Below are 13,909 nucleotides of genomic sequence, written 5' to 3'. Positions count from 1 at the left end.
TCCCCCTAAGCAGTCAGCGCTGGTCCGGCACCCCGGTCTGCAGGGCCAGAGCATGCAGCACGTCACCCATCTGGCCGCGCAGCGATTGATAGACGAGCTGATGCTGCTGAACGCGGGATTTGCCGCGGAACGATTCCGAGATCACCGTCGCGGCGTAATGGTCGCCGTCGCCAGCGAGATCGCGAATCGTCACCTGTGCGTCAGGGATGGCAGACTTGATCATCTGCTCGATATCGTGGGCATCCATGGGCATCCCGGTGCATCTCCTTGTGTCGGGCAGGCGCCGCATCCCGTGGACGATGTAGCCCGCAGGGCCCGCGGCTTGGCTGCACTCCCATCAGTGGCCCGCCGAGCACGGCGAATCAAGGCGTTCTCGCGGGACCGTGATGGCGAAATCTAGCGCGAACCGCTCTCGAGGTCACGCGCGGAACCACTATATACCGGGATCAGACGAGATGTGTCGGACTGGGTGACGCACCCAAAAGGCCGAATCGCGAGGACGACGACATGAAGCTTCCAGGACCGGATCATCCGATCACCGTCACCCCCAATCCGAAACGCGTACGGGTGATCGCCGACGGCGTCGTGATTGCCGACACCACCCGCGCGTTGACGCTGAAGGAAGCGAGCTACCCCGCGGTTCAATACGTGCCGCGGGCCGACGCCAACATGGCGGCCCTGCAGAAGACTGATCGTGTCACCCATTGTCCGTACAAGGGGGATGCGAGCTATTTCAGCGTCATCGCCAACGGCAAGACATTGGACAATGCGATCTGGAGCTACGAGGCGCCCTTCCCGGCGATGACCGAGATCTCGGGCCACCTGGCGTTCTATCCGGACAAGGTGCGGATCGAGGAGGTCGCAGCTGATTGAACTGCGGTGACAGCCCGCCGCGCGGCCGGCACGAGGCCCATACCGGCGCGGCGGTCGTTTCGGTCACTGACCTGATGGCGTGCTACACTCTGAAAATCGTAAGCCCGAGAATCAGCAGCACGAGGAAGATCACCAGGAAGATATAGAACAGGATCCGCGCAATGTCGGCGGAAGCTGCCGAGATGCCGGTGAAGCCGAGAATACCGGCCACCACCGAGATCACGAAGAACAGCAGCGCCCATTTGAGAATAGTCACGGTATGGTCCTCCGGTTCTGCGCCGCGCCGGCGCGGCGCCTCACTAACGATGACGCGGGGAACCGGTTCCTTCGGCCATCGGTCCCGGTGCCGAAGAAATGCGCAACCCACGACAGTCCCGGCCGTAACTTCGTAGGTCGTCGGTTCGTAAGGATATCCGGAGCGGAAATCGGCAGAGTGTGTGAGAAACCGGCTTGCGGACCGCGGCACTTGCTGATTTGCAGCACCAACGACGACATCTGGTAGTCCGGCGCCGTCATTCGCTCGCTTTTGGGCGACTCCAGCGAATGGCGGTGCCACAGGGTCACACGAGCTCATCCACTCATTCCAGCTCGCGCAGCCTTGGACGACGTTTGCATGACGCCCCGCGGCGAAGGAGGATGCGAACGTCACATCCGCTGCACGGGCCGGGCAGCAGCGACGCCGGGGGGGGCGTATGGTCATATCGGTTACACAATCGGCGGCGGCCGCAAAGGTCGAGCTTCAGGCCCGCCCGCGCGCTCGGGCACGCAACGCCGCGCTCGATCACGCCCGGACATTCCTGACGCTGGTGGTGCTGCTCCACCACGCCGTGATTCCCTATACCTATTTCGGGCACACCGATCCGACGTCCTTCCTCGGTTTCGACGCCATCGTGCTGGCCACCGACAGCTTCTTCATGGCCATGTTCTTCTTTCTGTCGGGCCTGTTCGTGTGGTCGGGCCTTGCCCACAAGTCGACGCTGCAGTTCCTGCGTGACCGGCTATTGCGCCTTGGCCTGCCCTTCGCCATCGCGGCCCTGACCGTCATTCCGCTTGCCTATTACGCGATCGAGCTGCGCGCCAATCCCGACGCCCGCTTCGCTGCCTTCTGGTGGAAGACGGTCACGGTCGGCCCATGGCCGAGCGGGCCGATCTGGTTCATCTGGGTGCTGCTGGCGTTCGACACCTCGGCAGCCCTTTTGTACCGCGTCTCGCCGCGCCTGCTGGATCCGATCAATCGGCTGTCGCAGCGCGCCTTCGAGCATCCGCGCGACTTCTTCTTCGTCTTCCTGCTGATCACGGGCGGGCTCTACATCCCGTCCCGGCTCTATTTCGGCCCGACGTTGTGGTTCGAGGCAGGGCCGCTCTCGGTGCAGGCCAGCCGCGTCTTGCTCTACGCCGCCTATTTCTACGTCGGGGCTGGCATCGGCTCGGCCAATTTCGAACGCGGCCTGCTGGCCGCAGAAGGGCAGATGTCGCAGCGCGGACTCGGGGCCTGGATCGTGGTCACGCTCGTGCCCTATGCGCTGCTCTGGGTGCTCATCACGATCAAGCGCCAAGTGCTGGGCAATCCGCCCGTGTTGCCGCAATGGTACGAGGCGGCCTATGGCTTCTTGTTCGTCATCTTCAGCGCCGCGATCCTGTTTGCGATCCTGTCCTACTTCCTGAACAACCGCCGCTCGGAATTCTCCGTGCTCGATCGCATGCAGGCCGATGCCTATGGCATGTTCCTGGTACACTATCCGATCGTGCTGTGGATCCAGTACTGGCTGTTCGACTTCGGCCTGCCAGCCATCGCCAAGGCGACGATCGCCTTTGTCGGCAGCATGCTGCTGAGCTGGGGCGCGACCTGGGTGCTCAGGCAGATTCCGGGGGCGAAGAACGTGTTGTAGGACGGTCCTGCCTCCTCCGTCATTGCGAGGAGCGCAGCGACGACGCAATCCAGACCGCATCCGCGGATGGCGGTCCTGGATTGCTACGCTGCGCCCGCAATGACGCTGGGCGAGGCCAACGCTCTCACGACGAACTCCGTCGTCGTTTGCCAGCGTGCCTGACTGTGACAGCCGCGGCGTGCGTCCGGGGTCAGGCGGCTGACCCGCCCATGTATTTGGGCAGCCAGCTTTCGAATCCCGTCTTGAGCGCGGCGACCTCGACGGCACCATCGCCGGCGATCGCCAGCGCAGTGCCGCCTGTCGTGCCGATGCGCGTGCACGGCACGCCGGCGCCGCGCATCTTGGCCAGCACGCGGCCAGCCTCGGTCTCCGGCACCGTCACGAGATAGCGCGCCTGGTCCTCGCCGAACCAGTAGGCATGCGGCACGATCGAGGCAGGCGCGGCCAGCAGCCGCGCGCCGATGCCGGAGGCCATTGCCATCTCGGCGAGCGCGACGAGCAGACCACCGTCGGCCAGATCATGCGCAGCTGTCGCCGTGCCCGCATGGATCATGCCGCGGACGACATCGCCGATGCGCTTCTCGGCGGCGAGGTCGACAGGCGGCGGAGCGCCCTCCTCCCGGCCGCAGACGTCGCGCAAGTAGACCGACTGGCCGAGCCAGCCATGGGTCTCGCCGATCAACAGGATCGCCTCGCCCTCGGCCTTGAAGGCGATGCTCGCCGACTTGGTGAAATCATCGAGCAGGCCGACGCCGCCGATCGAGGGCGTCGGCAGGATCGCGCGGCCGTTGGTCTCGTTGTAGAGCGAGACGTTCCCGGAGACGACGGGGAAGTCGAGCGCGCGGCAGGCCTCCGAAATGCCTTTCAGGCAGCCGACGAACTGGCCCATGATCTCGGGCCGCTCCGGGTTGCCGAAATTGAGATTGTCGGTGATCGCAAGCGGCCGGCCACCGACCGCGGTGATGTTGCGCCAGGCTTCGGCGACGGCCTGCTTGCCACCCTCGAAAGGATCGGCCTCGCAATAGCGGGGCGTTACGTCGACGGTGAGCGCAAGCCCCTTCGGGCCATCCTGCACGCGCACCACGGCGGCATCGCCGCCTGGGCGCTGCACGGTGTTGCCGAGGATCACATGGTCGTACTGCTCCCAGATCCAGCGCTTGGAGCACAGATCGGGCGTTGCGACGAGCTTCTCCAGGGCCGGGATGATGTCCAGGGGCGGCTTGACCTCGCGGGCATGGATCACCGGCAGCGCCGACGAGGCCACGTGCGGGCGGTCGTACAGCGGCGCCTCGTCGCCGAGCTCCTTGATCGGCAGGTCGGCCATGACGTCGCCGCCATGCTTCACCACGAACCGCTTGCTCGGCGTGGTGTAGCCGACCACCGCGAAATCGAGCCCCCATTTGCGGAAGATCGCTTCCGCCTCCTTCTCCTTCTCCGGCTTCAGCACCATGAGCATGCGCTCCTGGCTCTCGGAGAGCATCATCTCGTAGGCGCTCATGCCGATCTCGCGGGTCGGCACGGCATCGAGATCGAGATCGACGCCGAGGTCGCCCTTGGCGCCCATCTCGACCGCCGAGCAGGTCAGGCCGGCCGCACCCATGTCCTGGATCGCGATCACGCAATCGGCGGCCATGATCTCCAGGCACGCCTCCAGCAGCAGCTTCTCGGCGAAGGGGTCGCCGACCTGCACCGTCGGGCGCTTCTCCTCCGAGGAATCGTCGAACTCGGCCGAGGCCATCGAGGCGCCGTGGATGCCGTCGCGGCCGGTCTTGGAGCCGAGATAGACGATCGGCATGTTCACGCCGGAAGCCGCCGCATAGAAGATCTTGTCGGCGTCGGCGAGGCCGACCGCCATGGCGTTGACCAGGATATTGCCGTCATAGCGGGTGTGGAAGCGGGTCTGGCCGCCGACCGTCGGAACGCCAAACGAGTTGCCATAGCCGCCGATGCCGGCCACCACCCCGGACACCAGATGCCGGGTCTTGGGATGCTCCGGCGCGCCGAACGACAGCGCGTTCAGGCACGCGATCGGGCGTGCGCCCATGGTGAACACGTCGCGCAGGATGCCGCCGACGCCGGTGGTCGCACCCTGATACGGCTCGATGTAGCTCGGGTGGTTGTGGCTCTCCATCTTGAACACGACGGCCTGGCCGTCGCCGATGTCGATCACGCCGGCGTTTTCGCCGGGGCCCTGGATCACCCAGGGCGCCTTGGTCGGCAGTCCCTTGAGATGGATGCGGGACGACTTGTACGAGCAGTGCTCGTTCCACATCGCCGAGAAGATGCCGAGCTCGGTGAAGGTCGGCACTCGCCCGATCAGCTTCAGGATGCGCTCATATTCATCGGGCTTCAGCCCGTGGGCGGCGACGAGCTCGGGGGTGATCTGCGGTTCATTGCGCATGGAGAAATGCCTTTGCCCGTGGGCCGCTGGTCCCTTGAAGCCTGCTTCATAGAAAGATCGCCAGGGCGGGAAAAGGCCTTTTACGGCCCTATTCCGCCCTGTCCAGAGCTTTGGCCCGGACCGCCAGAAGGGATATTTGCAGATTGGCGACCAATCGGATTTAAGACGGTAAATCAACAGTTAAAGGCCCTGACACGTGCACGACCTGTCCCGTTCCGCCTTCGAGAACCGCCCTGGCATCCACATCGCGACCGACGGCGAGTTCGCCGGCTGGCGGACCTGGATGCGCGACAGCTACGAATCCCACACCGGGCCATTCTGGCACCGGATGGAGGACGATGGCTCGATCCGCTGCGCCTTCCGGGTCGAGAAGAAGCACCTCAACGGCGGCGGTAACGTCCACGGCGGCTGCCTGATGACCTTCGCCGACTACTGCCTGTTCGCCTTCGCCGCGCCGATCATGCAGGGCCCGGGTGTCACGGTGTCGTTCTCGTCCGAGTTCCTCGATGCCGCGCGTGAGGGCGAACTGATCGAGGCTACCGGCGAGGTCACCCGCGCCGGCGCCTCGCTGATCTTCCTGCGCGGCATGCTGCATTCCGGCCCAAAGCCGCTGTTCTCGTTTTCCGGCACCATCAAGCGCATCAGGCGGCGGACACCGGAGGCGGCGAACTCGCCGTAGGGACGGAGCAAGGGGGATCGCGCTCAACTCTCTCCGTCATTCCGGGGCATTCGCGCGCAAAATGGCGTAGCCATTTTGAAGCAGCGCGAATGAGCCCGGAATCCATAACCACAGCCGCAAAATGGTCGAAGAACTGCGCCACGCGCATCCCGCCTCCCAAGACATGCGTGGTTATGGATTCCGGGCTCGCGCTCCGCGCGCCCCGGAATGACGCGCGGAGAAGATGTACCCTGCCGTTGCGGAGCTACCCCGCGAGCTGCTTCTCGGCGAGGGCGATCCACTCGGCCTGCGCCTTGCGCACATGCCGTGGTGCGCGCTTCATCTGGATCAGCAGCTCGGTGAACACGACCTTGGCCTCATCGATCCGGCCGACCAGCTTGAGCAGCGTGCCGTAGCGGACCTTCGCCTCGCTGCCCGGCGCATAGTCCAGCAGCGCCTGGTACTCCTCGATGGCCTCGTCGGTGCGGCCGGCTTCCTGCAAAGCCCGCGCATAGAGCAGATGCGCCTCGGCCGAATTGTAGTCCGGCCAGCTCTTCTGCAGCTCGTCGAGCGTCGCCAGCGCATCCCCTGGGCGGCGGCGCGCGAACTGCGCCTTGGCCTTGCCGAGCGCGAACAGCGGCTCGTGGCCCATCGGCAGGCTCAGGATGTGATCGTAATGCTGCTCGGCCTCCTCATAACGCCCGACCGCGACGCATTCCTCGGCCAGCGCCGCGCGGTTGGCGATCGTGTCCGTGATCGCGACACGATCGGACAACTCGCGGTAGTCTTTCTCGGGGTCCAGCTTGTTGGCGACGCGCTTGCGCGCCTTCTGGACGTCGTGGCTGCCCAGCCATTCCGGCACCAGCTCGACGACGATGTAGGCGAGCGCGCCGATCATCGGCACCATCAGGATGATGAAGGCCCAGGGCTGCAGACGGCCAGTCCGCGACGCATGGTAGATCAGCGAAATGTCGAGCAGCAGTACGACGAGCGCGATAGGCACGGCAGATCCCCAACTCGGCGAGATTTTACACGCCGACGTTGATAGCGTGGCCGGCCAGCCCGGACAATCCCGCGCTCACGCAGGCCGTTGCGGACGATCCCGTTTTGACGCATCACGGCCACAGCAGGTTCAATGGACGCACGCCTGTGGCGGCGGCCTCCGCGACGCTCGTAGCTAAGCTCCCACGGGGCCCCGGCGAGATTCATCGAAGCGAAAGAACGCCGAGGGATTGTCGACCAGAAGCCGCTGTCGCGCCGTCTCCGACGGCGCGATCTCGGCCACGAGGTCGGCCAGCACCGCATCGTCCGGCATTTGTCCCGTGATGTTGACGTGCGGCCAGTCGCTGCCCCACAGCACGCGCTCAGGGGCGTGCGCGGCAACGCTTCGGGCGAACGGCACAACGTCATGATAGGGCGCGCCCTCGCGCGAGATGCGATCGGCACCGCTGAGCTTGATCCAGACCCGCCCGCTGTCGAGCAAGCGACACAGGATCGCCTGACAGGCGCCGAGATTCCGGCCGAGGTCCGGCCGGGCCATGTGGTCGATCACCATGCGCAGCTCGATGGCCGCGATCAGCTCGGCATAGCGGATGAGATCGGCGGCCGTGACATGAATGGCGACATGCCAGTCGAACGGCCTCACCAGCGCGAGCACGGCCCGCATGCGCTCCGCCGACGGCGCGCCGCCGAGATGCGCCAGGAAGTTGAAGCGGGCACCGCAGACGCCGGCTTTATCGAGGCGCGCGACCTCCGCAGCCGTGACCTCCGCTCCGAGCACGGCGACGCCGCGGTAGCGGCCTTCTCCCACGGCCAGCGCATCGAGCAGCGGGCGATGGTCGCGGCCATGACCCTGGCTGTGGACGATGACCGCGCGATCGATGCCCAGCCGATCGTGCAAACGGCGCAGCGCCGTTTCCGGCGCCTCCGGCGGCGTGAAGCTGCGATCGTCGGGCAGCGGAAAGCGGTCGAACGGACCGAAGATGTGACAATGCGCATCGCAGGCCCCCGCCGGCCATGCGCGGGAAACGGCAGCCATGCCCGTGCTCATGGGTTCAGTCACAGCGGGCGCTCATGCCGCCATCGACAACGATCTCGGTGCCGGTAACGAAGCGCGCCTCGTCGGAGGCGAGGAACAGCGCGGCGTGGGCGGTGTCGCGGCCGTCGCCCATGAAGCCGAGCGGGATGCGAGCCTGCCGCGTCCGCAGCAGCGCCGCGACATCGCCGCCGGCGCGCTGCCCGGCGAGGCGCGCCTCGACCATCGGCGTGTGCATCTGGCCAGGCACCACCGTGTTCACGCGCACGCGCTGCGGGGCATACTGCACGGCAACGACGCGCGAGAACTGGATCACCGCGGCCTTGGCCGAGGCGTAGCCGACCTGCGCCGATCCGGTCCAGCGGATGCCCGAGGTGGAGGCCGTGTTGACGATGGCCCCGCCGCCCTGCGCCGCCATGTGCGGCAGCACCGCCTTGCAGGTGAGGAAGACGCTCTTCACGTTGAGATCGAGCTGCGCGTCCCAGCCCTGCTCGCTCAGCTCGACCGGGCCTCCCGGCGCCGAGCCACCGACATTGTTGACCAGAATATCGACGCGGCCGAACGCTGCGATACAGGCGTCGACCATCGCGGCGACATCCGCCGCATCGGTGACGTCGCAGCGGTGGGCCTGGATGACGCCGCCGTGGTCCAGGGCGCGCGCCAGCGTCTCGTCCATGCGGCTGCCATCGCGGTCGACGGCGAGGACCCTGGCGCCCTCGCGCGCGAAGATGACCGCCGCGGCGCGGCCGTTGCCCCAGCCCGGACCGACGCAGCCGGCCCCGGTGATGATCGCGACCTTGCCCTCCAGGCGCTTCGTCATGGTCATGGCTCCAGCTCCGGCGTCTCGCCATCGGGCAGGCCGATGTCGAACGCGTTGAGGGTCAGCGCCACCAGCCCGTAATAGCCGATGATGCCGACGAGATCGACGACGCCGCGCGTGCCGAGGGTTGCGGCCGCCAGCGCGTGCAGATCGTCCGGCACGCGGCCGCTGGCGAGCAGCTGCCGGGTGTAGTCGTGAACGAGCTTCGCGGCCGGATCGGTGAACTCTGGATCACGCCGTTGCGCGATCGCGTCGATGACCGACGGGGCGATGCCCGCCGCGAGCCCATCCCGCTTGTGGGCATACCATTCGACATGCGAGGTCCAGTGCCGCGCCGTCACGAGGATCGCGAGCTCGGACAGCGCAGGCGGCAATGACGTCTCGTAGCGGGCGAACTCGCCGAGCTTCTGGGCCCGGCGTCCGAGCTCGGGACTGTGCAGCCAGGCCCGCAGCGGCGCCGGGATCCGGCCGCGCCGGCCGGCGATGGCCTCTTCGGCCACCGCGCGCTGCGTCTCGTCCATCTCGGCCAGGGCAAGGTCCTCGATGCGCATGCGATGCTCCTGGTCACGAGGCGCGAGGAATCGGCTGTGCCGCGGGCGTGGCAAGAAAAGCCGTCAGCCGCCCCGCCAGCTCGGCCGGGGCCTGCACCTGCATCAGATGACCGGCCGTGTCGACGGTCGCGAACGCCGCGCCGGGAATGAGACGGGCGAGCGCCTCGACCTGCGCCTGCGGCCGCAACAGATCATGCGCGCCGGCAAGCAGCAGACAGCGCTGCCGAACCTCCGCGAGCCGTTCGCGCAGATCGACCTCGGCGAACGCCAGGTTGTTATGGGCATATCCGACCGGATCGTTGCCGAGGAAGCGGCCGAGATAAGCGAGGTAGGCATTGCGGTCGGTTCGCAGCACCGGCGGATAGGAACGATCGAGCGTATCAGCCGCCACAGCGCGCATGCCGGCGCGCATGCAGAGCGCGGAGCGCGCCGCCAGATACTGCACGCGACCAGCATCGACGCTGAGGGCCGGCGCGCACAGCGCCAGCGCGCCCACGCGCTGCGGATGCGCCAGCGCGAAGCTGACGGCGAGCGCCGCACCGGCGGCGACGCCGGCGATATCGACCGGTCCGTCGGTGCCGAGCGCCCGCAGCAGCCGGTCGAGGTCGCCGACGTGATCGGCGAAGCCGAACGGCGCGCGCGGCTTTTCCGACAGGCCGGCGCCGCGCAGATCATAGCGCAGCACCCGCAGGTCGTCGGGCAGCTCGAGCATCAAGGCATCGAAGCTTTCGATGCTGCCGCCGAGCTCATGCAGCAACACCAGCGTCCTCGCGCCACCGCCGCGCAGCTCATAGCGCAGCGTCAAGCCGTCGAGATGGATGAAGTTCATCGGCGAGGCGCCCGTCTCATCGTTGTCGGCGCGCGGTTTGACTCGCCCTGGGCCGCTTGCAATAAACTGCGGCGGGCAGCGGCGCGGAGGACACGGCCATCGACATCCGCGAGCTTCGTTACTTCGTGCAGGTGGCGCGCGCCGGTAGCCTGAGCCGGGCATCGGCATTGCTTAATGTCGCGCAATCCGCGCTCAGCCGGCAGCTGATGAAGCTGGAGGACGAGCTTGGCGTCGCGCTGCTGGTGCGGCACGGCCGCGGCGTCCGCCTGACCCGCGCCGGCACGACGTTCCTCGAGCACGCCCATGCCGTGCTGCTGCAGATCGACCAGATGCCGGGCGCGGTGCGCTCGCCGGATTCGAGCTTCGCCGGTCACATCGCGCTCGGGGTGCCGCCGGTCGCGGGCCTGCGCATCGCGCCGTCCGTGGTGGTCGAACTGCGCCGGCGCTGGCCGCAGGCCTCCGTGCAGGTCCGCGAGGGCATCAGCTCGTCGCTGGAGGAATGGCTGCTGGACCGCCGGCTCGACATCGCCGTGCTCTACAATCCCCCGCCGCTCGACGGCATCGCGCTGGCCCCCATCCTGCACGAGCGGATGGTCGTCGCCCTGCCGCCGGCCAAGCGCGGCGACACCGTGGCCGAGACGATCGGCTGGCGCGAGCTGGCCGGGCTGTCGCTGATCCTGCCGAGTCTTCCGCACAGCAACCGGCGGCTGATCGAGCAGGCGGCGATCCAGAACGGCACGCGGCTCAACGTCGCCTTCGAGGTCGACAGCGTGAGCATGACGAAGGCCATGGTTCGGCGCGGTCTCGGCGCAACGATCCTCGCCCATGCCGCGGTCGTTGCCGAGGCGAAGCGCGGCGAGCTCACCGTGCGGTCGATCGAGCGGCCGCCGCTGATCTCGACCGTCTCGATCGGCATGCCGCGGGAACGCCAGCCGACCTGGCTGGCCGACGAGCTGCTGGCGCTGATGCGCGAGGTGATCGCGCAGAGCGTGGCGGACGGCGCCTGGCCCGGCGCCAAGATCATCGGCGACTACGTGCGCTGAGCTCATTCGCCCGCACCGGCGATTGCAGCGTGGCCCTCGTCGACGGCCGCCTCCGCGGCCGTCGACGCGGCGCCACCCGCGAGATAGGCATCGAGCCTGGCGGCATCCAGCGCATTTTCCCAGCGCGCGATGACGAACACGGCAACGGTGTTGCCGACGACGTTGGTGAGCGCGGTGCAGGTCGCCATCAGGCGGTCGATGCCGAACAGCAGGCCGAGGCCGTTGAGCGGGAGCACGCGGACGGATTGCAGGGTCGCCGCGAGCTTGATGAAGGCGCCGCCCGCGACGGTGGTGCCGCCCTTCGAGGTCAGCAGCATGACCGCGAGCACCGCCAGCTGCTGGCCGTAGCTGAATGGCGTGTCGGTGGCCTGGGCGATGAAGCCGACGGCAATCGCCATGTAGATGCCCGTGCCGTCGAGATTGAAGCTGTAGCCGGCCGGCAGCACGAAACCGACGATGGCGCCGTCGCAGCCGGCCTGCTCGAGCTTCTGCATCAGCCGCGGCAGCGCAACCTCGCCGGACGCGGTCCCGAGCACCAGCAGCAGCTCCTCGCGGATCAGCCGCAGCAGCTTGAGCAGCGACAGCCGCATGATGGCGCACACGCCGCCGAGCACGACTGCGACGAAGACGACCGCCGTGATCCAGTACAGCAGCACGACCTTGCCGAGATAGAGCAGCGTGGCGCCGCCATGCGTGCCGATCGCCGCCGCCATGGCGCCGAACGCCCCGAGTGGCGCCAGCTTCATGATGAAACCCAGCATGCGGAACAGCACGTCCTGCCCCTCCTCGATGCCGCGCAGGATCGCCGACTCCGTCTTCAGGCCGACGCTCAGCGCCGCGCCCACCGTCACCGAGATGAACAGGATCTGGAGAATCTCGCCCTTGGCGAAGGCGTCGACGATCGTGGTCGGGATGATGCTGAGGAAGAAGCCGATAGCCGTGAAATTGCTCGCGGCGTTGGAGATGCGCGTCACGCTGTCATTGAGCGCGAGGTTGCCGGCATGGAGCCCGTCGCCGGGCTGGAACACGTTGACCGCGATGAAGCCGACGACCATGCCGAGCGTGGTCAGGATCTCGAAATACAGCAGCGACTTGAACGCGAGCCGGCCGAGCTGCCTCATATCGCGGACATGCGTCAGCCCGAGCACCACCGAGCAGAAGATGATCGGCCCGAGCATCATGCGCAGAAGTGCGATGAACGCATCGCCGAGCGGCTTCATCTGAACGGCCGCCTCTGGCGCCAGCAGGCCGACGGCGATCGCGAGCAGGATCGCGATCAGGACTTGGACATACAGCTGGCGGATGATCGCCATGGCTCGTTTCGCTCCCCTTGTGGACGAGATGGAATCTCGTTCCCCGTTGTGAGCGAACTGAAGCAGAGCCGGACGTGCTATGTCCAAATCAATCTTTCGATGACCTCCCATGCCGCAGCGGCAAGAGAGGTCATCGATGAGACAAGGCGCAGCCGCGCCTCGGCCCTACTGCTGCTGGTCGATGACCTGCACCACCTTCTGATCGCGCGGGTCGACCAGCACGACCTGCTCGCCGATCGCCAGATACTGGTAGTTGGCCAGCTCCGGATTGCTGCGCGCGAGCTCATCGGGCACGCGGCGCAGGCTCAGGCAGCTCGATCCGGACGAGGACGACGACGATGTCGTCGAGCCCACAGTGCCCGTCTCGGTGGCAGCGCGGCGCAGAATCTGGCGCTGATCGTCCGACAGCACGATGCGGGTCGAGCCGACGCCATAGCCGCCGCGATCATAGCCGCGGTCCGCGCGCATGCCGTTCTGCGGGATTACGTCGACGATCTCGCGGCTGCGCGGGTCGACGATCGCGATCTCGTCATGGATCACGGTGTACTCGTAGCCGCGATATTCCGGCACGATCGTCACGATGTCCGACGGCAGCGGACGCGGCCGCACGCGCTCCGGCAGGCGCTCGCCGACATTGATGTTGATGTTGAGATTGGTGCGCGCCTGGTCGAAGTCGTGATCGCGCTTGAGCTGATCGACCACGCGGGTCTTCTGCTGCTCGTTGACCGACACCTGCGTGCTGGAGCGGCTGCCATTGGGCTGGGTCTGATTGTTGGCCTGCCCGGTCTGATCACGCTGACCGGCGCCGGTCGGCTGGTTCTGCTGCGCGGTCGTGTTCTTGCTGTCGGCCGCGTTCGGCTGGTTGGCCTGCTTGCTGCGGTCGCCGGTCTGCTTGTCCGCGGCCTCGTCGGACGTGCCGGTCTTGCGCTCGTCCTGGCTCTGCCGGGTCTTGTCCTTATCGTGATCATTGCGATCGGCCTCACGGTCGGACTTCCGATCCGTCGCCCCCGACTTGCTCTCGGCGGCGCGATCCTCGCCCTTGCGCGGCTCGTCGGCGCGCCCCTGCTGTTGCTTCGACTCAGCCTTGCTCTTGCTGTCAGACTGCTTGTCGGCCTGCTTGCTGTCAGTCGACGACTTCGACTCGGCGCTCTCCTTGGCCTCGCGGCCACGCTCGGCGGCCGCACCGCCCTTGCTCTCGGCGCTCTGCTTGGCATCATGTGCCGACCGCTCGGAGGACCTTTCCTGAGCCTGCTCGCGTCCTGCTGCGGATGAAGGCTCGCCACGGCGCTGCTCCTGCGCGCTCTGCTTTGCCTCGGCGCCGGCACGTTCCGCCGCGGCGGCGCCGCCCTTTGCCTCTCCCTTCGCCTCGGCAGCCGGACGCGTGGCCTCGTGCGCCGTAGCAGCGGCCGGGCCTCCCTCGCGCTTCATGTCGCCTTGCGCCGATGCACCTGATGCCGTGCCGATCGCCAGGATGATCGCGGCCGTTCCCAGCCAATG

The 13,909-nt window shown here is 67.1% G+C and carries 14 protein-coding genes; 4 read left to right on the top strand and 10 right to left on the bottom strand.

Annotation, left to right across the window (positions count from 1 at the left end; genetic code table 11):
• Positions 1-13: 13 nt before the first annotated feature.
• A complete protein-coding gene (locus ACQR1E_RS19385) occupies positions 14-253 on the bottom strand; it encodes a BolA family protein (RefSeq protein WP_315714834.1) in 240 nt (79 codons plus the stop codon).
• A gap of 254 nt (positions 254-507) precedes the next feature.
• On the opposite strand from ACQR1E_RS19385, the gene ACQR1E_RS19380 reads away from it, so the two are divergent.
• Complete coding sequence (locus ACQR1E_RS19380) at positions 508-873, top strand: DUF427 domain-containing protein (RefSeq protein WP_316170319.1); 366 nt, start codon at positions 508-510, stop codon at positions 871-873.
• An 82-nt stretch (positions 874-955) separates the two neighbouring features.
• On the opposite strand, the gene ACQR1E_RS19375 is transcribed toward ACQR1E_RS19380, so the two are convergent.
• Positions 956-1,129 (bottom strand): DUF1328 domain-containing protein, encoded by a 174-nt coding sequence (locus ACQR1E_RS19375; protein WP_012045337.1) that lies wholly within the window; start codon positions 1,127-1,129, stop codon positions 956-958.
• Positions 1,130-1,565: 436 nt separating this feature from the next.
• On the opposite strand from ACQR1E_RS19375, the gene ACQR1E_RS19370 reads away from it, so the two are divergent.
• Positions 1,566-2,762 carry an acyltransferase family protein gene (locus ACQR1E_RS19370; RefSeq protein WP_316186834.1) on the top strand — a complete coding sequence of 399 codons (1,197 nt, stop codon included), beginning with the start codon at positions 1,566-1,568 and terminating at the stop codon, positions 2,760-2,762.
• A 190-nt stretch (positions 2,763-2,952) separates the two neighbouring features.
• Here ACQR1E_RS19370 and purL read toward each other — a convergent pair whose 3' ends face one another.
• Positions 2,953-5,163 carry a phosphoribosylformylglycinamidine synthase subunit PurL gene (gene purL, locus ACQR1E_RS19365; RefSeq protein ID WP_316186835.1) on the bottom strand — a complete coding sequence of 737 codons (2,211 nt, stop codon included), beginning with the start codon at positions 5,161-5,163 and terminating at the stop codon, positions 2,953-2,955.
• A 196-nt stretch (positions 5,164-5,359) separates the two neighbouring features.
• Between purL and ACQR1E_RS19360 the strand changes: the two genes are divergently transcribed.
• Positions 5,360-5,842 carry a PaaI family thioesterase gene (locus ACQR1E_RS19360; protein WP_315714838.1) on the top strand — a complete coding sequence of 161 codons (483 nt, stop codon included), beginning with the start codon at positions 5,360-5,362 and terminating at the stop codon, positions 5,840-5,842.
• Between the two features lie 244 nt (positions 5,843-6,086).
• Here the strand turns inward: ACQR1E_RS19360 and ACQR1E_RS19355 are convergent, their stop codons facing one another.
• From ACQR1E_RS19355 to ACQR1E_RS19335, 5 genes are all read right to left on the bottom strand, one after another.
• A complete protein-coding gene (locus tag ACQR1E_RS19355) occupies positions 6,087-6,824 on the bottom strand; it encodes a tetratricopeptide repeat protein (protein WP_316186836.1) in 738 nt (245 codons plus the stop codon).
• Positions 6,825-6,998: 174 nt separating this feature from the next.
• Positions 6,999-7,859: an amidohydrolase family protein gene (locus ACQR1E_RS19350; RefSeq protein WP_315749300.1), complete on the bottom strand. Its 861-nt coding sequence runs from the start codon at positions 7,857-7,859 to the stop codon at positions 6,999-7,001.
• Positions 7,860-7,875: 16 nt separating this feature from the next.
• Positions 7,876-8,676, bottom strand: a complete 801-nt coding sequence (locus ACQR1E_RS19345; RefSeq protein ID WP_315750012.1) for an SDR family NAD(P)-dependent oxidoreductase — start codon at positions 8,674-8,676, stop codon at positions 7,876-7,878.
• A 2-nt stretch (positions 8,677-8,678) separates the two neighbouring features.
• Positions 8,679-9,227, bottom strand: a complete 549-nt coding sequence (locus ACQR1E_RS19340; RefSeq protein ID WP_316185244.1) for a carboxymuconolactone decarboxylase family protein — start codon at positions 9,225-9,227, stop codon at positions 8,679-8,681.
• A 13-nt stretch (positions 9,228-9,240) separates the two neighbouring features.
• On the bottom strand, positions 9,241-10,056 hold the full coding sequence (locus tag ACQR1E_RS19335; protein WP_316185242.1) for an alpha/beta fold hydrolase: 816 nt from the start codon (positions 10,054-10,056) through the stop codon (positions 9,241-9,243).
• 98 nt (positions 10,057-10,154) lie between these two features.
• On the opposite strand from ACQR1E_RS19335, the gene ACQR1E_RS19330 reads away from it, so the two are divergent.
• A complete protein-coding gene (locus ACQR1E_RS19330) occupies positions 10,155-11,099 on the top strand; it encodes a LysR family transcriptional regulator (RefSeq protein ID WP_316172184.1) in 945 nt (314 codons plus the stop codon).
• 2 nt (positions 11,100-11,101) lie between these two features.
• On the opposite strand, the gene ACQR1E_RS19325 is transcribed toward ACQR1E_RS19330, so the two are convergent.
• Entirely contained in the window at positions 11,102-12,412 is a 1,311-nt protein-coding gene (locus ACQR1E_RS19325; protein WP_316185240.1) for a cation:dicarboxylate symporter family transporter, read from the bottom strand.
• A gap of 165 nt (positions 12,413-12,577) precedes the next feature.
• A complete protein-coding gene (locus ACQR1E_RS19320) occupies positions 12,578-13,840 on the bottom strand; it encodes a DUF1236 domain-containing protein (protein ID WP_434862811.1) in 1,263 nt (420 codons plus the stop codon).
• Positions 13,841-13,909: the final 69 nt, after the last annotated feature.

The sequence above is a fragment of the Bradyrhizobium sp. HKCCYLRH1030 genome, assembly GCF_051168395.1.
In the GTDB taxonomy this organism is placed as follows: Bacteria; Pseudomonadota; Alphaproteobacteria; order Rhizobiales; family Xanthobacteraceae; genus Bradyrhizobium.
Note: the sequence above shows the minus strand (reverse complement) of the source record. Positions and strands in the feature narration are given on the sequence as shown.

Bases quoted from the DNA above. Each gene is read 5' to 3' on its own strand.
- ACQR1E_RS19370 (WP_316186834.1), top strand. From the start codon at position 1,566: ATGGTCATATCGGTTACACAATCGGCGGCGGCCGCAAAGGTCGAGCTT.
- ACQR1E_RS19340 (WP_316185244.1), bottom strand. From the start codon at position 9,227: ATGCGCATCGAGGACCTTGCCCTGGCCGAGATGGACGAGACGCAGCGC.
- ACQR1E_RS19345 (WP_315750012.1), bottom strand. From the start codon at position 8,676: ATGACGAAGCGCCTGGAGGGCAAGGTCGCGATCATCACCGGGGCCGGC.
- ACQR1E_RS19380 (WP_316170319.1), top strand. From the start codon at position 508: ATGAAGCTTCCAGGACCGGATCATCCGATCACCGTCACCCCCAATCCG.
- ACQR1E_RS19325 (WP_316185240.1), bottom strand. From the start codon at position 12,412: ATGGCGATCATCCGCCAGCTGTATGTCCAAGTCCTGATCGCGATCCTG.
- purL (WP_316186835.1), bottom strand. From the start codon at position 5,163: ATGCGCAATGAACCGCAGATCACCCCCGAGCTCGTCGCCGCCCACGGG.
- ACQR1E_RS19385 (WP_315714834.1), bottom strand. From the start codon at position 253: ATGCCCATGGATGCCCACGATATCGAGCAGATGATCAAGTCTGCCATC.
- ACQR1E_RS19350 (WP_315749300.1), bottom strand. From the start codon at position 7,859: ATGGCTGCCGTTTCCCGCGCATGGCCGGCGGGGGCCTGCGATGCGCAT.
- ACQR1E_RS19335 (WP_316185242.1), bottom strand. From the start codon at position 10,056: ATGAACTTCATCCATCTCGACGGCTTGACGCTGCGCTATGAGCTGCGC.
- ACQR1E_RS19320 (WP_434862811.1), bottom strand. From the start codon at position 13,840: ATGAAGCGCGAGGGAGGCCCGGCCGCTGCTACGGCGCACGAGGCCACG.